Genomic DNA, 19,361 nt, shown 5'->3' with positions numbered 1-19,361 from the left:
TAATTCTTTTGCCATTTCATAAATAACATTAAAGTGATGTGGCAAACACCTGAAAAATAAATAAGGAATAAATCACTATGGGCTCGCCGCTTTCCAGACAATTAACGCACCGTTTTTTCCGCTATCTCGCTATCACCAGCCAGAGCGATCCCAAAGTCAAAATCCTTCCCTCAACGCCGGGCCAGCATGACATGGCGCGCGAGCTGGCGCAGGAGCTGGCACAGCTGGGGTTAGACGACATTGTGATTGATGAATTCGCCACGGTGACGGCGGTAAAAAAAGGCAACGTGCCCGGTGCGCCGCGCATCGGCTTTATTACCCATATTGATACCGTCGACGTGGGACTTTCACCGGATATTCATCCACAAATATTAACGTTTACCGGTGAAGATCTCTGTCTGAATAAAGAGAAAGACATCTGGCTGCGGGTTAACGAGCACCCTGAAATTCTGGCTTATCCGAATGAGGAGATTATTTTCAGCGACGGAACCAGCGTATTGGGCGCGGATAATAAATCGGCGGTCACGGTGGTCATGACGGTGCTGGAAAACCTCACGGCCGAGCATCGGCATGGGGATATCGTCGTGGCGTTTGTGCCTGACGAAGAGATCGGCCTGAACGGTGCCAAGGCGCTTGATCTTAAGCGCTTCGACGTCGACTTTGCCTGGACCATCGACTGCTGCGAGCTGGGTGAAATTGTTTACGAGAATTTTAATGCGGCAGCCGCGGAGATCCGCTTTACCGGCGTGACGGCGCACCCGATGTCCGCCAAAGGCGTGCTGGTGAATCCCCTGCTGATGGCGACTGATTACATCAGCCATTTTGACCGCCAGCAAACGCCGGAGTGCACCGAGGGACGTGAAGGCTATATCTGGTTTAACGGCATTCAGGCCGGACAGAACGAGGCCGTTCTTAAGGCCAATATCCGCGACTTTGACAAGGAGAGCTTTGCCGCGCGCAAGCAGCAGATTGCCGACGTGGCCGCACTGATTGCCGCCCAATATCCGACGGCCAGAGTGGACTATCGCATTGAAGATACCTACAGCAATATCAGCAATGCGATTGGTGAAGACCGGCGCGCTATCGATCTGATGTTCGAGGCGATGGAATCGCTCGGCATCACGCCGAAACCGACGCCGATGCGCGGCGGCACCGACGGCGCGGCGCTATCGGCAAAAGGCCTACTCACCCCGAACTTCTTCACCGGGGCGCATAACTTCCACTCGAAGTTTGAATTCCTGCCGCTCTCCTCGTTCGAGGCGTCTTACAACACGGCCCTGCAGATCTGCCTGCTGGCCGCCCGTTAAGCGGGCTTGCGTGCCAGCATCGTGGCAAAGCGCAGCCTGATGCGGTTGCCGTGTTCATCGGTGCGGTGCAGTTCGCCAACGTCTTCGTTGTATTTGAGCAACTCCCAACCTTCGTAGTAGTTGCTCAGCTCGCCGCTCATGAACGCAAACGGGAAGCCGACCGTGCAGGGGTAGTCTGACGTATCCATGGCGGCAACGATCAGATTGTAACCGCCCGGCTTCGTACAGCGCTGCATGTTGGCGATAAGACCCGGGATGGTTTTTGCCTCGAGGAACATCAGCACCACGGTGGAGAGAATAAAATCATACTCGCCGTCAAAACTCAGGTTGTTGAGATCTTTAATCGCCGCGTGGAGGTTATCGATCCCTTCTTCCGCCTTAATGCGCTCGATATTATCGATGCTCATCGGGTTCTTGTCCCACGCGGTGACATCGTGGCCGTTAGCTGCAAGATAGAGGCTGTTACGGCCGTTGCCGCAGCCCAGATCCAGCGTTTTACCGGGCTTCACAATCTCCGCGCTGTACAGCACTTCTGAATGGGTACGGGTTAAGCCATATTTCTCTGTGAAGTAATTCTCATCGACAGTCATTGTTTTTCTGCGTTCTCATAAAGTGAAAGTGCATCCTGGATGCTATTTTAAGGCGTTTACCGTCTGGTTGCCAGCCGCTCGAAAATCGAAAAATTTGCTACGTTTAGTTAAGACGCTTATCAGAGAAATAAAGATGAACAAATATCGCCTTAGCGACGAGACCCGCCTCTGGCAATGGAAAAATGGCGAAACCACCCACTCCGCTACGCTGCGGCAGATTATCGCCACGGCGGACTTTAACGACGTGACTGTCGGGACGAGAGGCGGCTGGATTGACGATGAGCGCGCCCTCGCGCAGGACGGCCACTGCTGGATCTACGATGAAAACAGCGTGGTGTTCGCCGGAGCGACCGTGTCCGGCAACGCGCGTCTTACCCTGCCGTGCGTCCTGAGCCATGATGCCCGTATCGGTGACAGCTGCTGGCTGGACGGCGCAGAGGTCAGCCACGGGGCGCGAATAAGTGACAACGTCACCATTCAGCAATCCTGCGTGCGGGGCGAGTGTCATATCTACGGCGAAGCGCGCGTGCTGCACCACAGCGTGGTCATTGCTGCCAAAGGGCTGACGCCGGACCATGAACAGATCCTGCAAATCTACGATAAGGCAACGGTGAGCCAGTCGAGGATTGTGCACCAGGCGCAAATCTACGGCGAGGCGATGGTTAATTTTGCCTTTGTTGAACACCGGGCCGAAGTCTTCGACAACGCGATCCTCGAGGGAAACGAACTCAACAACGTGTGGGTGTGCGACTGTGCAAAAGTCTATGGTAACGCCCGCGTGATTGCCGGCTTTGATGAAGATGCCATCCCAACGGTGCGCTACAGCTCGCAGATTGCGGAGAATGCCGTGGTCGAGGGAAACTGCGTCATCAAGCATCACGTCCTGATTGGCGGTCAGGCCTGGCTGCGCGGCGGGCCGATCATGCTGGATGATAAAGTTGTGATTCAGGGGCGCGCGCGCATCATCGGGGATGTGCTGATCGAACATCGGGTTGAAATCACCGGCGATGCGGTTATTGAAGCATTTGCCGGCGAGAGCATTCACCTGCGCGGCGAAAAAGTGATTAACGGCGACCAGCGCATCACCCGTACGCCGCTGCTGGGTGCGTTATAGGGTATAAATCCTGCCGTAGATATTCACGTCGTCAAAGCGGTCATTCAGGTATTCCGCTTCCCGCAGGCACCCTTCCAGCGTAAAACCGTTGCGCACCGCAACGCTGTTGCTGTGCTGATTCGCCACCCGACACTTGATCACAAAACGACGGATTTGACCGCGCTCAGCGTAGTAGCGCATAAACGCCTGCAGTGACCGGGAGAGGATACCCTGCCCCTGGTGGGCTTCATCCAGCCAGTAGCCGATGTACCCAGCCTTGTTGGTCGGTTCAATCGTGTTGAACGACAGTACTCCAACCAGCGCATCATCCTTGAAGATCAAAAACATTTTGGCGTAGCCGCGCTGGTGCAGCATCTGGTTACTTTGCACATTGCGGCGGGTATCCTCTTCGCTGCCTACGTGCTGCGCCCAGTCAAAGGCGGTTTGCAGAAAGATTCTGTTTTTGACGACGAGATTGTGCAGGTCGGCGGTATAGCGCTCTTCGACGGCGCGAAGCTCGAGAGCGTCAGATACCGGGATAATTTCGGATTTTACTACGGTCATTGCCCCTCACCCTAACCCTCTCCCGGAGGGAGAGGGAATCGATCGTTAACGCATTACCCTGTCGTCAACGTAGTTACGTTTATCCGGCGCCGGTGGGAAATACTGGTACAGCCAGGTTTCACTGATGGCGTCGCCCTGGCAGCGCAGGAACAGACGCATATCCACCGGCTCCGTCGAATCCGACGTCGGGTACCAGTCAAAGAGAATGCGATAGCCGTCAAACGGCTCAACGTAGAGGATCTCCACCTGCTTCGCTTCACCGCTGGAGAGCGTAATCACCGGCTCGATGCCTTTTGGCGCAGCGGCCTTCAGATCGCCGCCGACAAAATCTATCGCAAAGCGACGGGCCCACACTTTCGGGTAATTTTCGCCCGGCGCCCAGCCTTCCGGGAACCCGCCCATGCCGGTACGGGTGGCGAAGACGTTGGCCAGCGGAGAACGCACCGGCGGCATAGCGCTCCAGTAGAGGCGATATTTGAAGTCCAGCTCGTCGCCCGCTTTGACTGCTTTTTCCGGCTGCCAGAAGCAGACCACGTTATCCAGCGTTTCACCGGTGGTCGGGATCTCCATCAGGCCAACCGCGCCTTTCCCCCAGTCGTTACGCGGTTCCACCCACAGGCTTGGACGCTTGTTGTACCACCCCATCACGTCCTGATAGTGGGAGAAATCGCGATCGAGCTGCAGCAGACCGAACCCTTTCGGGTTTTTGTCCATATAGGCATTAAACTGCAGCTTCTGCGGGTTGTTCAGCGGACGACAAATCCACTCCCCGTTGCCGCGCCACATCGCCAGGCGGTCGGAGTCATGAATTTGCGGGTGAATGGTGTCACACATGCGGCGTTCGTTATTACCGCAGCTGAACATGCTGGTCATCGGCGCAATGCCGAGCTGCTTGATGTCCTTACGCGCGTAGAGGTGGTTTTCCACCTCCATGATCACCTGGCTCTTCTCGCAGTGGATCACGAATTTATAGGCACCCGTGATGCTCGGGCTGTCGAGCAGCGTATAAACGGTAAAGGTCGTGTCGCCTGGCTTGACGGTTTCAAACCAGAAGGAGGTAAAGTCCGGGAACTCTTCCGGCGTGTCGGTGAAGGTGTCTACCGCCAGGCCGCGGGCGGAAAGGCCGTACTGGTAGGTGTCGTCCACCGCGCGGAAGTAGCTCGCGCCCAGGAAGGAGACGATATCGCGACGCGCTAGCTCCGGCGCCTTAAACGCGCGGAAGCCCGCAAAGCCGAGATCGCTTTGCCCTTCCAGCTGTTTGGTATCCACACCCGTTTCACCGTAGCTGAACAGCTCCGGACGGAAGTGGATCTCGCGCGCCATAGAGGTCGACTGGTCCAGCGAGAACATCCGCACGCGACGGCGGAACCCCATTCCCATATGGAAGAACTGCACGTCCAGCTGACGCCCTTCAATGTTGTTCCACAGAGACTGTTTTTCATCGTAGCGGATGGCGTTGTAGGCCTGCGGGGTCATGGTGGCCAGCGTCTCCGGCAGCGGGCGCGGCGCGCCACCCCACGGGGTTTTTGCCAGGTCATGCGCCATGGATTGCAGTACGGAGAAGTCAAAACGACGGCTCTGGCCGTCAGCAATGTCAGAGTCGGCGGCGTATGCCGCTTTGGAAAACAGGGAGGCAAGGCCGGATGTGCCGCTCAGGGCTGCCACTGCCAGCGAGCCTTTTAGAAAACGTCTGCGATTCATGCCTGGAAAAACGTCCTTATGGTCGTGTGAATGTGTTCCGCGCTCGGCGAAATGACGGCAAGAAAGAACGCACAGCCTAAACAAAAATGGTTAAGAATCCAATTGTTGGCCGGTGATTATATGAACAAAGTGAGAAATATTTTCTGTCGACCAGAACGGCCCGAAAGTGGTGTAAAGAAAGCCTGGAAAATGTGTAGAAAAATGCCCCGGCGCGACATCGTTCACCGGGGCCAATGAGGCGGTTATTTTACGCTGACATCGATACCCGGGAAGTACTTATCAGCGAGTTTGGCGATCGTGCCGTCGGCACGTACTTTATCAATTGCGGCATCAAGCTGCTTTTTGGTGGCCTCGTCACCTTTACGCAACCCAAAGCCGATCCCACTGCCGAGGATAGTGTCGTCAGACACCGGCTTGCCGATGAAGCCAAACCCTTTCCCCTGCGGCTTGCTGAGGAAACCTGCCTGCCCGGCCGCGGACATGACCAGCGAGGCGTCGATACGGCCATTCAGCAGATCGCCCCAGGCCATATTCTGATCTTTATAAGACACCACGGTGACACCCTGCTTTTCCCAGTGCTCTTTGGCATAGGTTTCCTGAATGGAGCCCTGCAGCACGCCGATGGTTTTCCCCTTCAGCCCTTCAGGCGTCGCCTCTACCGCCGTACCGGCCTTGCCCACCAGCTGGGACGGAATACGGTAGATAGGCTGGGTAAAATCAATGCTCTTGCGGCGCTGCTCGGTGATATTCATCGCCGAGTTAATGGCGTCGAATTTCTTCGCCACCAGGCCCGGGATCAGCGCATCAAACGAGGTTTCCACCCAGCTGCACTTCAGCGCTGCCGCTTTGCAGATGGCATTCCCCAGCTCAACGTCAAACCCTTCCAGTTCGCCTGCCGCATTGCGGCTTTCAAACGGCGGATATTCTGCTTCCAGACCGTAACGCAGCTCGGACGCCGCGAAGGAGGAAAAGGTACACAGCAATCCCATGCCGACAACTAACGCGCGTAATTTCATCTCATACTCCTCAGAGCCTATCTCAGCGTGGTTTAACCCGACACAGGGCTTGAGCTCCTGCCCGTAACGTCGCCTCATCTTTCGCAAAAGAGAGACGAATCAATTTATTATCCGTACCGTCCGCATAAAACGCCGACAGCGGAATGGTGGCAACACCGTACTCAACGATCAGCCGTTTCACCAGATCGCTGTCGCGCTCGTCGCTGAACTGGCTGTAGTCCGCCAGCATGAAGAACGATCCGGCGCTGGGCAGCAGCGTAAACGGAGAATCGGCCAGCAGACTGTGCAGCAGATCGCGCTTGCGCTGGTAAAACGCCGACAGCGACAGCCAGGTTTGCGGGTCGACCATATGTTCAGCAAACGCGTGCTGCATTGGCGTATCGGCAGAGAACATTAAAAATTGATGGACTTTACAAATCTCGTCCATCAGCACCGCCGGTGCAACACAGTAACCCACGCGCCAGCCGGTGACGTGATAGGTTTTTCCGAAAGAAGAAATAATCACGCTACGCTCCGCCAGCTGCGGGTGCGTGGCCATCCCGTGGTGCGGCTCACCGTCAAACACAACGTGTTCATACACTTCGTCAGACAAAATAATGATGTCGGTATTGCGGGTCAGCGCCGCCAGCTGCTGCAGGTCGTTGGCCGAAAAGACCTGACCGCTCGGGTTGTGCGGCGTATTGATGATAATCATGCGCGTGCGCGGGGTGATAGCAGCACGGACCTCATCCCAGTTGACGGCAAAATCCGGCACGGTCAGCTTGATGGCAATTGGGGTTGCACCCTGCAGACGGACAATCGGCGCGTAGCTGTCAAATGACGGCTCAAAGTAAATCACCTCATCACCCGGGTGCACCAGCCCGCTAATCGCCGAATAGAGACCTTCGCTGGCGCTGGCGGTCACCAGGACCTCGCCGGCCGGGTCATAGCGCGTGCCGTAAAGCGTGGCAATTTTATCGGCAATGCGCTCTTTAAGCGGCTGCAGGCCGGTCATCGCCGCATACTGGTTATGCCCCGACTCCATTGCGCGGGTGACGCCCGCAATCAGCTTCGGGTCGCAGGAAAAATTCGGTGCGCCCTGAGAAAGGTTAATCGCGTTATGCTGCGCCGAGAGCTGGCCGATAACGGTAAAAATGGTGGTGCCCACATCGGGCAGTTTGGAGCGCGTCTGCACTGGCGTTCGTAAAGTCATCCTCTTTCCCTTCTCATGGACATTGCATAACTATTCAAACAACATCTCTGTTGTCGGGACAATCGAATTGTTGTCATAATAGCCATGAGAAAAATGCATAGCTGAGGGTTTTCCATGTCGCGCCGTTCGCTCCCGCTCAATGCCATCGACGCATTTTTAGTCACCGCGCGTCACCTGAATCTGACCCATGCTGCCGCAGAACTTTGCCTGACGCAGGGGGCCGTGAGCCGCAAGATCGCGTCCCTTGAAGCGTGGTTTGGCTTTCCGCTTTTTGAACGCCACGCGCGCGGCCTGCGCCTCTCTTCGCAGGGCAGCGCCCTGCTTCCGGAGCTGCAGTCTGCTTTTGAACAATTGCTGACCGTGGCCGACCAGGCCCGCAGCCAGCAGACCGTGATCCGGCTCAAGGCACCCACCTGCGCCATGCGCTGGCTGGTGCCGCGCCTGCTGGAGGTGGAGCGTGAGCAGCCGGATCTGCAGATCGCCCTGACCACCACTACCGATCACAACGTCAATTTCAAAACCGAATCTTACGACGCGGCCATCGTGTTCGGGACGCACATGAGCGCAGGCGACCTGCTGTTCGAAGAGGCGCTCACCCCGGTGATAAGCCCGGTGCGGTCGTGCGCAATGCTGGGATCGCTGACGTTCCTGCACCCCACAAGAGATAAGACAGACTGGTCGCTGTGGCTGACGAAACAGGAAGGTCCGGGCTTTGCTATGCACAAAAATCAACACTTCGACACGATGGATCTGGCCATCACGGCCGCCATTCAGGGGCTGGGCGTTGCCATTGCCGACGAAACGCTGGTGGCCGAAGATGTCCGCGCGGGGAGACTGATGCGGCCTTATGAAACCAGCATAAAAACCGGCGCCAGCTACCGGCTGGTGCTGCGCGAAACGCCAGGCGAGGAAAACGGACTGGCGGCGTTTCGCGCCTGTTTGCTTAATCGAGGCTGACGTGGTGCTTCATCACCCGTTTGAAGAGGCTCATGCGGGCGCGCATAAAGCGGTTTTCAAGCCGAAAACCTGCATGTTTATTCACGCCAATGCGTAACAAAACGTCCCGCCCTTTTCGGCATGCGGGCCAGTGCGTCGGCCCGGGCAGGATCTCGCGAGGACCAGCGTCACGCGCAAAGCTCACCCAGTAATCGGCCACGTGGGCAGCAAACTGCAGATCCCGTTCGTTGACGTACTGACGTGAAGGCTCTACCTGACCTAACGTATCAAAGACGTAGGGAACCTCGTTGCCGTGCCAGGCACCGTTGATATAGGTGGCATGTTCCGCTTCCGCGACATAGTCAAACCAGTAGCGCCAGCACAATCCGCCGACGCGCTGCTGAGCCTGCATCACGACGTAGCCCATCGTGGTGAACGCCATGTCGCGGCACACCTGCCTCCCCAGCTCTTCATCGCCTTTGACGCCAGGGTAGAGCAGCTTAATCAGCCCCAGTCCGAAGCGCCGCTCCCGGCGGAGCTTCTGGATTTGCCCGGCGAGATCGATGCCAAACACCGCCATTACGCTGGCCTCATCGCTGTTCGACCCAATCATCACCGGTACGGGATGCTGGCGGGCAGCGAAAAAGACGTCCAGCATCGCTTCGGGCAGAACGCAGTCCCCGACGATGGGCGCCGGTGCGACGTTCAGCGGCGCGGTTAACGGCCAGAACGCCTCGGGAGGAATGGCGCGCAGCTGCTCAGCAGTCGCCTTCTCCAGGCCAAAATGGGCGGCCAGCGCCTCCCCTTTTTGCAGCGCCTGCTCGCGCGGCGTGTCCGGCAAGGTGTACCCGCTTTGCACAATAGCCTTATGGAACAAGCCAGCCGCCAGGGGCGATGCCAGCAGAGAAAGCACGCTGCGCGCACCGGCGGATTCGCCAAACAGGGTCACGTTAGCGGGGTCGCCACCAAATGCGGTGATATTGTCCCTAACCCATTCGAGCGCGGCGATCTGATCCAGCAATGCAAAATTATGCACCACGCGATCTTCCTCGCCCTCCAGCGCGGGATGGGCGAAAAAGCCGAGATGGCCGAGACGGTAGTTGATCGTCACGACAACAACGCCTCGCGTAGCCAGCGCTTTACCGCTATAGGGCGGTAACCCCCCCGCGCCAATGGTAAAGCCACCACCGTGCAGCCAGACCATAACCGGAAGCGCCCCGGCGCGCTCTTTGGGGGACCAGACGTTCAGATAAAGACAGTCTTCCGAGAACTGACCGGGATCGCCCCCGCCCAGCTCCTGACAATATTCGCTGCTTTGCCAGCTTGAGGCCGAAAAGGCGGTGGCCTCGCGAACGCCATCCCACGGCTCAGGGGGCCGCGGGGAGCGCCAGCGCCACTCGCCCACGGGCGGTGCAGCATAAGGAATACCGCACCAGACGTGGACATTTTCATCGGTTAAACCAGAGAGTGCGCCCTGGCGCGTTTCAACCACAGGGGCGGAAGGATTTTGCATAACGACCTTATTTTTTCCATCACACCCCAGCAGAGTAACGATTTCAGAGCAAACCGCAACGCTGTTTGCTGCGCGTTTCAGCCTCCTGGTAGAGGGTAAACTCGTCATACACCGGGCAGCCCAGCGCGTCTTCAAACGCATCGCGGCTGGCGTTACCGTGGCTGCGGGCCTGTGTTTCATTCCCGAGATTGGACTGGAAAATCCCCGCGGCGCTAACCGGGAGGAAATCTTCGTAGGTGATCGGCTGGGCAACCACCCATCCGCGCTCGATCAGCGGCTGCGGATCGTCTCCCGGCCGGAACGCATGGCGATGCGCTTCACCCGCAGGCGTCAGGCGATAGCGGAAATACGCCAGCTCCTGACGGCGCATCAACAGTTCGCTGTCCGGGAAGGCGCTAAAGATCTCCTGCAGATGCAGCTGGTGGGTCAGGTTATCTTTGCCGGTGCCTGCCTGGGCAAGCAGGCTATCGTACAGTTCCCGGCCTTTCGGGGTCAGCGCCACGCCGCGCTGTTCAATCTCACCGAAGCGCGCGGTGTGGGTGCCCTTATGTTCCCCGGCAAACAGCACCGGCTCTTCCAGCGCCTTGAAGCTGGTTTGACGCAGCAGGACGGGCACCTCGCGACGCGGCGGGCCTTCTATCAGAATTTTCGGCTCGATACCGTACTTCGGCATCAGCTCCTGCACCCGATCAATATCCAGCGTGCGCGGCGTGAGGTGGTTAATGTGGCAGCCGGGGAAGCAGACCACGTCGGCAATCAGCCGGTGCTCGTTGTGGAGCGCAAGATAGGTTTCCTGATCGACCGTCGCGTGACGGTGCCAGCGGAAGGTTTCCAGCGCTTCCTGCACAAACTCGTGCGCCTGCTCGTCAGTAAAGTGCCCTTCTGATTCATACAGATCGAGAAGCGCCAGACAGCGCGGGGTGAAGATGTTCCGGTGAGACAGGATTTCCGCCGCCCGTTCGCGCAGCGCGACGTTTTCAATCAGCTCAAGGCGCAGCAGCGAAGTAAAGATGCGGAACGGATTACGGCACAGCGCCGCATCATCGATCGGGCGAAACGCCGTTGAGTGAACCGGCACCCCCGCCTGGGAGAGATCGTAATAGCTGACCGGGTACATGCCCATGATGGCAAACATACGGCGCAGGGTTGAAAGCTCTTGCGCACTGCCAACGCGAATTGCCCCGTGACGCTCCACGTTCAGGCGCGCAAGCTCATCGGCGTTTGCCAGTTGTTCATGTAATAGTGGGTTATTTTCCAGCACCGCCAGGTTTACGTCCGCTACCAGTTCAAGCAAGGTGCCGTACTGCGGAACTTCCTGCTGGTACATCGCCGACATAGCCTGCGAAAAGTGTTCCCGAATGTCATCAGCCGTGATGGTGTTCGCCATGATGTCATGCCTCCAGTGAATATTACCTGGAGTGTAGAGAAACCCGTTCCTTCCGGGGGGAAAGATTTCTGATTTGTGATCTTAAGACGACAGTGGTCAAACCGTGTGCGACTGGCCTCTTAACAAGCCTCAACGAAACCGCCATTTCGTGCCCGACGCTTTTTATCCAGGATTTTCCTTATAATTATTTAGGGTTTCGCTTTCTAGCTATAAAGGAGTATTTTTTTATTTTCCTCTGACGGCAAATCAACCAATTTTAACGCGTCATTATTTTTATCCTCAGCTTTCAAATTTTTAGCTCAAAGTTAGGAATAATCTGAACAGTTGTTTACAAGTCCTTCCTGTCTATCCATATTTCCAGCTCAAGCGAAGCGCAAATTTACAAATATTTAAAAATAACGCAACCGCAAATAGCCAAATGCATTTGACGGATGCCGCACAGCGACTAGAGTTATTACTCGAACGACGAGTGATACGGAAATATTTTCGTATCGTACTGACATAACCAATATATGACTATGAGGTTTAATATGGCAGAGCATCGTGGTGGTTCCGGTAATTTCGCTGAAGACCGTGAAAAAGCATCAGAAGCTGGACGTAAAGGTGGCCAGCATAGCGGTGGTAATTTTAAAAACGATCCGCAACGCGCATCTGAAGCGGGTAAGAAAGGGGGACAGAACAGTCACGGCGGAGGCCGTAAATCTGATAACTCCTGATCTTATTTAGTACTCTTTTAATAAAACCAGAGAGCATGCTGCGGGCTGAAAAGCTCGCAGTACCCATTCTTTATTTTACCGGAGCGTAATTATTATGAATATGAAAAGTGTTGAGGATGTATTTATTCATCTTCTCTCGGACACCTACAGTGCGGAAAAGCAGCTGACTCGCGCGCTTAGCAAGCTTGCCCGCGCCGCGTCCAGCGAGAAGCTGAGCGCAGCCTTTACCGCGCACCTTGAGGAGACGCAGGGTCAGATCGAACGTATCGACCAGATCGTCGAACAGGAAGAAGGAATTAAGATTAAACGCATGAAGTGCGTGGCGATGGAAGGCTTAATTGAAGAAGCCAACGAAGTTATCGAAAGTACGGAAAAAAATGAAGTGCGTGATGCTGCCTTAATTGCCGCTGCGCAAAAAGTCGAGCATTATGAAATAGCCAGCTACGGCACCCTTGCCACATTAGCAGAACAACTGGGCTATAAAAAAGCCGTTAAGCTTCTTGCCGAAACCCTGGAAGAAGAAAAAGAGACCGACCTGAAACTCACCGATCTGGCCGTAGGCAATATTAACCAAAAAGCGCAAAAATGACGCTATAACACAGGTTAAATAAAATGAGCATCAGTCCCAGGACAATTAAACGGTGCCATTTAGCGGCAGCAATAATATGGTTCATTCTCGCTATTCCTTCCGTAATATGGTGGAAGAACAGCGTGCTATGGGTCATTATCATCAGTATTTATGCCAATATTGTCGGCCATTTATCTGGCTACAGTGCCGCACGTGCCGATCAGGCTGCTGAAAGTGAGAACAAATAAGCGAACCCCTAATGAGGATACAATCATGAATCACGTAGAACACTACCATGACTGGCTACGCGATGCCCATGCAATGGAAAAGCAAGCCGAATCAATGCTGGAATCCATGGCCAGCCGTATCGATAATTATCCTGATGTTCGCGCCAGAATTGAGCAACATATTAATGAGACAAAACGGCAAATCACATTGCTGGAGGAAATCCTCGACCGTAATGATATTTCTCGTTCGGTCTTAAAAGACTCGATGAGCAAAATGGCGGCGCTGGGACAATCCATCGGCGGCATGTTCCCTTCCGACGAAATCGTGAAGGGCTCAATCAGCGGCTATGTTTTTGAACAGTTTGAAATCGCCTGCTATACCTCCCTGCTCGCGGCGGCGAAAAAAGCGGGCGATACCGCTTCAATACCCGCTATTGAGACGATCCTAGCCGAAGAGCGCGAAATGGCCGACTGGCTGATTCGTCATATCCCGCAAACGACGGAACAGTTCCTGCTGCGTTCAGACGCGTCGGGTGTCGAAGCGAAAAAATAACCCACAGGAGAGTGAGCATGTTTCGACACGTCAAACAGCTGCAATACACGGTTCGCGTCGCCGAACCTAATCCCGGCCTTGCCAACCTTTTACTGGAACAATTTGGCGGGCCGCAGGGTGAACTGGCCGCCGCCTGTAGGTACTTTACGCAAGGGTTGAGCGATGACGATCCGGGCCGTAAGGATATGCTGATGGATATCGCAACCGAGGAGTTAAGCCACCTCGAAATTATCGGCACCCTGGTCGGCATGCTGAATAAAGGTGCCAAGGGCGCGCTGGCGGAAGGGGTGGAAAATGAGGCCGAGCTGTATCGCTCCATGACCGAAAACGGGAATGACAGCCACATCACCTCCCTGCTCTACGGCGGCGGTACGCCGCTCACCAACTCAGCGGGCGTGCCCTGGACGGCGGCCTACGTCGACACCATTGGCGAGCCGACGGCGGATCTGCGTTCGAACGTGGCGGCCGAAGCCAGAGCCAAAATCATCTATGAACGGCTGATCAACGTGACCGACGATCCCGGCGTTAAGGACGCGCTGGCGTTTCTGATGACGCGTGAGGCGGCGCATCAGCTCTCCTTTGAAAAGGCGCTGCAGTCCATCCGTAATAATTTCCCGCCGGGAAAACTGCCGCCAATCGAGGAATTCACCAACAAGTACTACAATATGTCTGAAGGTGGAGAGGTTCGCGGAAGCTGGAACAGCGATAAACATTTCGATTACGTTGAGTCCCCCCAGCCTGCGGTTGACGGCGGCGATGGCAGTGCCAGCGTGACGCTCACAACCGAGCAGGCAACCCTGGTTAAGGCGATGTCTGCCCGCACGAAGTCCGATCCACATTCCGACCCGCTGACCGGTGCCGAGCTGGGTGCCGGTAAGACTAAACCGTAATCGGTTTGCCGGGCAGTCCTGAACTGCCCGGCAAGTCGCGTGCCCCATCGTCTCAGAGGTACGGACCATGTTCGAACTCGATGCATTTCATCTGGCCAGAATTCAGTTCGCTTTTACCGTCTCGTTCCATATCCTTTTTCCCGCGATCACCATCGGCCTCGCCAGCTATCTGGTGGTGCTGGAAGGCATGTGGCTGCGCACCAAAAACGACGTCTGGCGATCGCTATACCACTTCTGGCTAAAGATATTTGCCGTTAACTTCGGCATGGGCGTCGTTTCCGGGCTGGTTATGGCGTATCAGTTTGGCACCAACTGGAGCGGGTTCTCCCAGTTCGCGGGCAGCATTACCGGCCCGCTTCTGACCTATGAGGTGTTAACCGCCTTCTTCCTGGAGGCCGGATTCCTCGGCGTTATGATGTTCGGCTGGAACAAGGTCGGGCCGGGCCTGCACTTCTTTTCGACCTGCATGGTGGCGCTCGGCACGCTAATGTCGACCTTCTGGATCCTCGCCTCCAACAGCTGGATGCATACGCCGCAGGGTTTCACTATCGAAAATGGGCAGGTTATCCCGCAGGACTGGCTGGCCATCGTTTTTAACCCATCCTTCCCTTACCGTCTTATTCATATGGCTATCGCCGCGTTCCTGAGCAGCGCGCTGTTTGTCGGCGCGTCGGGCGCCTGGCACCTGCTGCGCGGGAACGATACGCCAGCCGTTCGCACCATGTTTTCGATGGCGATGTGGATGGCGCTGCTGGTCGCGCCCATTCAGGCGGTGGTGGGCGATATGCACGGCCTGAACACGCTTGAGCATCAGCCGGCGAAAATTGCCGCCATTGAGGGTCACTGGGAAAATCCCCCCGGTGAGGCCACCCCGCTGCTGCTGTTTGGCCTGCCGGATATGGAGGAAGAGCGCACCAAATACGGCCTGGAAATCCCCGCACTCGGCAGCCTGATCCTGACGCACAGTCTGGATAAACAGGTCCCCGCGCTGAAAGACTTCCCGAAAGAGGATCGCCCAAACTCGACCATCGTTTTCTGGTCGTTCCGCGTGATGGTCGGGATGGGGCTGCTGATGATTACCCTCGGTCTGGTCAGCCTCTGGCTGCGCTATCGTCATCGACTTTACCACTCGCGTCCGTTCCACTGGTTTGCCCTCTGCATGGGGCCTGCCGGGCTGCTGGCGCTGCTCGCCGGCTGGGTGACCACCGAAGTGGGCCGTCAGCCGTGGGTCGTCTATGGCTACCTGCGCACCATCGACGCGGTATCGCTGCACAGCACCCTGCAGATGAGCATCAGCCTGCTTGCGTTCTTCGTCGTCTACTCATCCGTATTTGGCGTGGGCTATGTTTATCTTATCCGGCTGATTAAGAAAGGTCCTCAGCCCGTCGATACGCTGACGTCAAACACCTCGGGCACGCCAGCCCGTCCGCTGTCTGCAGCGGAGTCTGTTCCGGAAGAGGAGAGAATCTGATGGGCGTCGATATCTCGGTGATTTGGTTTGCCATCATCGTGTTTGCCACGCTGATGTATATCATTATGGACGGCTTCGACCTGGGGATTGGCCTGCTGTTTAACTTCGTGGGCGATGCGAAAGAGCGCGATGTGATGGTCAACAGCGTGGCGCCCGTCTGGGACGGCAACGAGACCTGGCTTGTCCTCGGCGGCGCGGGGCTTTTCGGCGCGTTTCCGCTGGCCTATGCGGTCATTATTGATGCGCTGACGATCCCGCTCACCGCAATGCTGATCGGCCTCATCTTTCGCGGCGTCGCCTTTGAGTTCCGATTCAAAGCCACCCCCTCACACCGCAAATTCTGGGACTACTCCTTCGCCGGCGGCTCCCTGCTCGCTACCTTCAGCCAGGGCGTGGTGGTGGGCGCCGTGATCAACGGCTTTGACGTGGAGGGCCGACGTTTTGTCGGCTCGGCGCTGGACTGGTTCACGCCCTTTAACCTCTTCTGCGGCATCGGTCTGGTCGTCGCCTACACGCTGCTGGGCACCACCTGGCTCATTATGAAAAGCGAAGGCGCGCTGCAACAACGCATGCGCGAACTGACCCGCCACGTGCTGCTGGCGCTGATGGTGGTTATCGCGGTGGTCAGCGTCTGGACCCCGCTCGGCTGGCAGTACGTCGCCGACCGCTGGTTTAGCCTGCCCAACTTCTTCTGGTTCCTGCCGGTTCCGCTGCTGGTCGGCATTTTCAGCGTGCTGATCTGGCGCCTGACCCGCAATCCGGACAGCCACGCGCGCCCTTTCCTGCTGACGCTGGGGCTGATCTTCCTCGGGTTCAGCGGGCTGGGTATCAGCCTCTGGCCGAACATTATCCCGCCGCGCATCACCCTGTGGGAGGCCGCAGCTCCGCCTGCCAGCCAGCTGTTTATGCTGGTTGGGACGTTACTGATTATTCCGGTGATCCTGGTATACACCGCCTGGAGCTACTACGTTTTCCGGGGCAAGGTTTCGGATACTGAAGGCTATCACTGAGGCACGCTATGACGGACTGGCATACACGGGCCATTATTTACCAGATTGATACCGCACTCTTTTATGATCTGAACGGCGATGGCTGCGGGGACATCGCCGGGATAGCGGCCAAGCTGCGGTACATTCGCCGCATGGGGGCGACGGTTATCTGGATCACACCGTTTTACCTCACGCCCTTTCTCGATGAAGGCTATGACGTCAGCGACCATCTACAGGTGGACCCCCGCTTCGGAAAGCTGGCCGATATCATCGCCTTTATCGAACAGGCCCGCGAGCTGGGCATGCAGGTCATTATCGAGCTGCTGATCCAGCACACCTCCGACGCGCATCCCTGGTTCCAGCAGGCACGCCGCAACCCGGCATCACCCTACCGGGATTACTACCTCTGGTCAGATAACGACGAGGACGATACGCCCCCCATGTTTCCCGGCGTCGAAAAGAGCATCTGGAGCTGGGACGACGAGGCGGGACAATACTACCGGCACATGTTCTATCGCCACGAACCGGATCTGAATCTGACCTCGCCCGTGGTGCTGAAAGAGATTGAGAACATCATCCTCTTCTGGCTCAAGCTGGGCGTGTCGGGATTTCGACTGGATGCCGCATCTCACCTGACCACCCAGGCGGGAAACGGTGATGAAAAAAAGGGCCTGTGGATCCTCGAGCATATGCGTCGTCTTATCGAGCAACACAACCCGGACGCGATCCTGCTGGGTGAGGTCGACGTTGAGGTGGAGGCCTATCAGGACTACTTTGGCAATAATGACCGCCTGAATCTGGTGCTCAACTTCTGGCTCAACAAATATTTTTACGTCAGCCTGGCCCGCAAAAGCGCCCGTCCGCTGCGCAACGCGGTGAAGAAGATGATCGTCCCGCCCGATTCATGCTGTTTTGCCAACTGGCTGCGCAATCACGACGAGCTGGATCTGGAGGGCATCAGCCAGAAAGACAAACAGTTTGTCCTCGATACCTTCGCCCCTGAAGAGGAGATGAACGTCTATCAGCGCGGGATCCGCCGCCGCCTGGCGCCGATGCTAAACGGCGATCTGAAGCGACTGGCGTTCTGCCATGCGGTGCTTTTTTCCCTGCCCGGCGTTCCGGTGATGCGCTACGGTGATGAGATCGGCATGGGGGATGACCTCGAGCTGGAGGAGCGCTACGCTGTGCGCACCCCGATGCAGTGGGCGGGATCGCAAGGCGGCGGTTTTTCGGCAGCCGACCCGAAAGAATTTATCGCGCCGATTATCGACCGCGGCCCTTATCGCTATCAGAAAATCAACGTCGCCGATTCGCTCCTCCACCGCAACTCGCTTCTGCACCGGATCATTGATATCGCCAATACCCGCTCGGAGTTCCCCGAAATCGCCGTTGCGCCCTTTCGGCTCCTCACGATCGATCGTGACGCGGTACTGGGGATCTATTACGAGACCGAAGAACGCAGCATCCTGACCTTTGTTAACTTCAGCGACCAGCCGGTGCAGTTCACCGTGAAGGGGATCCGCAACGCCACCTGGACCGCCTGTCTTGCGGACAAACGCTACGATGACGCGCTGGTTTGCGGTAAAACCGTTGAGCTCAGCCTTGGCGGCTACGGCTATCGCTGGTTCTGGACGCACCGCAGCGCGCTGCGCTGATTACGGTTTCCGGCGGGTGAGTAAACGCGTCAACACAATACCCGCCACCGCAAGGGCCCCTAACGCCACTTTGCCCGGCATACCGGAGGTCACGGACGACGCGCGAGTTTTCGCTTCATCAGTGAAACGGCCATGGATTTTGTGCAGGTCGTTAACCGGCTGGTCGAGATAATCCCGACGGTCCGGCGCGTTCAGATCGTCGGTCATCTGGCCTTCCCAGGCTTTCTTGACCATCAGCCTGTCCAGAAAACCCGGGAAGAGGAACTGCCCGACAATCGACTGAATGGTGCTGCTGCCAACCCACAGCTCGCGCACCGGTTTTTGCGCCGCCCTGAAGATGGCGCTGGCGGCGACTTCAGGCTCGAACACCGGCGGTACCGGGCGCATCGCCCAGGCGAACTTGTTCCTTGCCCATTCGAACTGCGGCGTATTGAGCCCCGGCATCTGCACCATCGAAAGCTGAACCCGGCTGTTCTCATGCATCAGCTCGGTACGCACCGCATCGGTGAACCCGCGGATCGCCGCTTTGGCACCGCAGTAGGCGGACTGCAGCGGAATGGAACGGTAGGCCAGCGCAGACCCTACCTGGATAATCACGCCCCTGTCGCGCGGAACCATGAGCTCGAGAGCTGCGCGGGTGCCGTTCACGTAGCCGAGGTATGTCACCTCTGTCACGCGCCGAAACTCGTCCGGCGTAAGGGTACGAAACGGCGCCAGCACGGCCCCCATGGCGTTGTTCACCCAGACATCAATCGCGCCGAGGCGATACTCAATCTCGTTAGCCGCATCCACCACCGCCTGACTGTCGGCGACGTCCGCCTGCACGGCGTGCGCATTCACGCCGAAGCGGCGCAGCTCTTCCTGGGTTGAGTGCAGGCTGGCCTCATCGCGGGCGATAAGGCCGACATCGTAACCTGCTTTTGCGAAGCGCAGCGCCGTGGCTTTTCCCACGCCCGCCGTCCCACCGGTAATGACTATGACAGCCATAGAACC

The 19,361-nt window shown here is 56.9% G+C and carries 19 protein-coding genes; 11 read left to right on the top strand and 8 right to left on the bottom strand.

Going from position 1 to position 19,361, the window contains the following annotated elements; all coding sequences use genetic code 11:
* Positions 1-77 precede the first annotated feature (77 nt).
* The gene (pepT, locus tag KGP22_RS10560; protein ID WP_223582236.1) at positions 78-1,307 is read left to right on the top strand and encodes a peptidase T; all 1,230 of its coding nucleotides are present in this window, start codon (positions 78-80) and stop codon (positions 1,305-1,307) included.
* Here the strand turns inward: pepT and tehB are convergent.
* Positions 1,304-1,897: a tellurite resistance methyltransferase TehB gene (gene tehB, locus KGP22_RS10555; protein ID WP_223582234.1), complete on the bottom strand. Its 594-nt coding sequence runs from the start codon at positions 1,895-1,897 to the stop codon at positions 1,304-1,306. The two genes, pepT and tehB, sit on opposite strands and share 4 nt — an antisense overlap.
* 133 nt (positions 1,898-2,030) lie before the next feature.
* On the opposite strand from tehB, the gene ydcK reads away from it, so the two are divergent.
* Positions 2,031-3,011: a YdcK family protein gene (gene ydcK / locus KGP22_RS10550; protein ID WP_223582232.1), complete on the top strand. Its 981-nt coding sequence runs from the start codon at positions 2,031-2,033 to the stop codon at positions 3,009-3,011.
* Here ydcK and rimL read toward each other — a convergent pair.
* From rimL to KGP22_RS10530, 4 genes are all read right to left on the bottom strand, one after another.
* Positions 3,006-3,554 (bottom strand): 50S ribosomal protein L7/L12-serine acetyltransferase, encoded by a 549-nt coding sequence (gene rimL, locus KGP22_RS10545; protein ID WP_223582230.1) that lies wholly within the window; start codon positions 3,552-3,554, stop codon positions 3,006-3,008. The genes ydcK and rimL overlap by 6 nt on opposite strands.
* Before the next feature lie 45 nt (positions 3,555-3,599).
* Positions 3,600-5,255: a glucan biosynthesis protein gene (locus KGP22_RS10540; RefSeq protein WP_111964632.1), complete on the bottom strand. Its 1,656-nt coding sequence runs from the start codon at positions 5,253-5,255 to the stop codon at positions 3,600-3,602.
* Positions 5,256-5,497: 242 nt separating this feature from the next.
* A complete protein-coding gene (locus tag KGP22_RS10535) occupies positions 5,498-6,271 on the bottom strand; it encodes a transporter substrate-binding domain-containing protein (protein ID WP_021242531.1) in 774 nt (257 codons plus the stop codon).
* Between the two features lie 22 nt (positions 6,272-6,293).
* Positions 6,294-7,463 (bottom strand): pyridoxal phosphate-dependent aminotransferase, encoded by a 1,170-nt coding sequence (locus KGP22_RS10530; protein WP_111964634.1) that lies wholly within the window; start codon positions 7,461-7,463, stop codon positions 6,294-6,296.
* 114 nt (positions 7,464-7,577) lie between these two features.
* Here KGP22_RS10530 and KGP22_RS10525 point away from each other — a divergent pair, with 114 nt between their 5' ends.
* On the top strand, positions 7,578-8,420 hold the full coding sequence (locus KGP22_RS10525; RefSeq protein ID WP_223582228.1) for a LysR family transcriptional regulator: 843 nt from the start codon (positions 7,578-7,580) through the stop codon (positions 8,418-8,420).
* Here KGP22_RS10525 and KGP22_RS10520 read toward each other — a convergent pair.
* Both KGP22_RS10520 and KGP22_RS10515 read right to left on the bottom strand, forming a co-directional pair.
* The gene (locus tag KGP22_RS10520) at positions 8,407-9,912 is read right to left on the bottom strand and encodes a carboxylesterase/lipase family protein (RefSeq protein WP_223582226.1); all 1,506 of its coding nucleotides are present in this window, start codon (positions 9,910-9,912) and stop codon (positions 8,407-8,409) included. The two genes, KGP22_RS10525 and KGP22_RS10520, sit on opposite strands and share 14 nt — an antisense overlap.
* 43 nt (positions 9,913-9,955) lie before the next feature.
* Complete coding sequence (locus KGP22_RS10515; RefSeq protein ID WP_111964637.1) at positions 9,956-11,299, bottom strand: VOC family protein; 1,344 nt, start codon at positions 11,297-11,299, stop codon at positions 9,956-9,958.
* A 530-nt stretch (positions 11,300-11,829) separates the two neighbouring features.
* Between KGP22_RS10515 and KGP22_RS10510 the strand changes: the two genes are divergently transcribed.
* The 8 genes from KGP22_RS10510 to KGP22_RS10475 all read left to right on the top strand — a co-directional run bounded on the left by KGP22_RS10510 (position 11,830) and on the right by KGP22_RS10475 (position 18,368).
* Positions 11,830-12,015 (top strand): general stress protein, encoded by a 186-nt coding sequence (locus KGP22_RS10510; protein ID WP_004150795.1) that lies wholly within the window; start codon positions 11,830-11,832, stop codon positions 12,013-12,015.
* 94 nt (positions 12,016-12,109) lie between these two features.
* Positions 12,110-12,604 carry a ferritin-like domain-containing protein gene (locus tag KGP22_RS10505; protein ID WP_111964638.1) on the top strand — a complete coding sequence of 165 codons (495 nt, stop codon included), beginning with the start codon at positions 12,110-12,112 and terminating at the stop codon, positions 12,602-12,604.
* Between the two features lie 23 nt (positions 12,605-12,627).
* Positions 12,628-12,831 carry a hypothetical protein gene (locus KGP22_RS10500; protein ID WP_111964639.1) on the top strand — a complete coding sequence of 68 codons (204 nt, stop codon included), beginning with the start codon at positions 12,628-12,630 and terminating at the stop codon, positions 12,829-12,831.
* Between the two features lie 25 nt (positions 12,832-12,856).
* A complete protein-coding gene (locus KGP22_RS10495; RefSeq protein WP_014883791.1) occupies positions 12,857-13,363 on the top strand; it encodes a ferritin-like domain-containing protein in 507 nt (168 codons plus the stop codon).
* A gap of 17 nt (positions 13,364-13,380) precedes the next feature.
* The gene (locus KGP22_RS10490) at positions 13,381-14,253 is read left to right on the top strand and encodes a manganese catalase family protein (protein ID WP_008502274.1); all 873 of its coding nucleotides are present in this window, start codon (positions 13,381-13,383) and stop codon (positions 14,251-14,253) included.
* A gap of 67 nt (positions 14,254-14,320) precedes the next feature.
* On the top strand, positions 14,321-15,724 hold the full coding sequence (locus tag KGP22_RS10485; RefSeq protein WP_143345098.1) for a cytochrome ubiquinol oxidase subunit I: 1,404 nt from the start codon (positions 14,321-14,323) through the stop codon (positions 15,722-15,724).
* Positions 15,724-16,734, top strand: coding sequence for a cytochrome d ubiquinol oxidase subunit II (gene cydB, locus KGP22_RS10480; protein WP_111964641.1), 1,011 nt, complete (start codon positions 15,724-15,726; stop codon positions 16,732-16,734). The genes KGP22_RS10485 and cydB overlap by 1 nt, the downstream gene beginning before the upstream one ends.
* An 8-nt stretch (positions 16,735-16,742) precedes the next feature.
* Complete coding sequence (locus tag KGP22_RS10475) at positions 16,743-18,368, top strand: alpha-amylase family protein (protein ID WP_111964642.1); 1,626 nt, start codon at positions 16,743-16,745, stop codon at positions 18,366-18,368.
* On the opposite strand, the gene KGP22_RS10470 is transcribed toward KGP22_RS10475, so the two are convergent.
* Entirely contained in the window at positions 18,369-19,355 is a 987-nt protein-coding gene (locus KGP22_RS10470; RefSeq protein WP_223582224.1) for an SDR family oxidoreductase, read from the bottom strand.
* Positions 19,356-19,361 lie beyond the last annotated feature (6 nt).

The organism is Enterobacter sp. JBIWA005 (genome assembly GCF_019968805.1).
GTDB lineage: Bacteria > Pseudomonadota > Gammaproteobacteria > Enterobacterales > Enterobacteriaceae > Enterobacter > Enterobacter vonholyi.
This window is presented reverse-complemented; position numbering and strand designations above follow the sequence as displayed.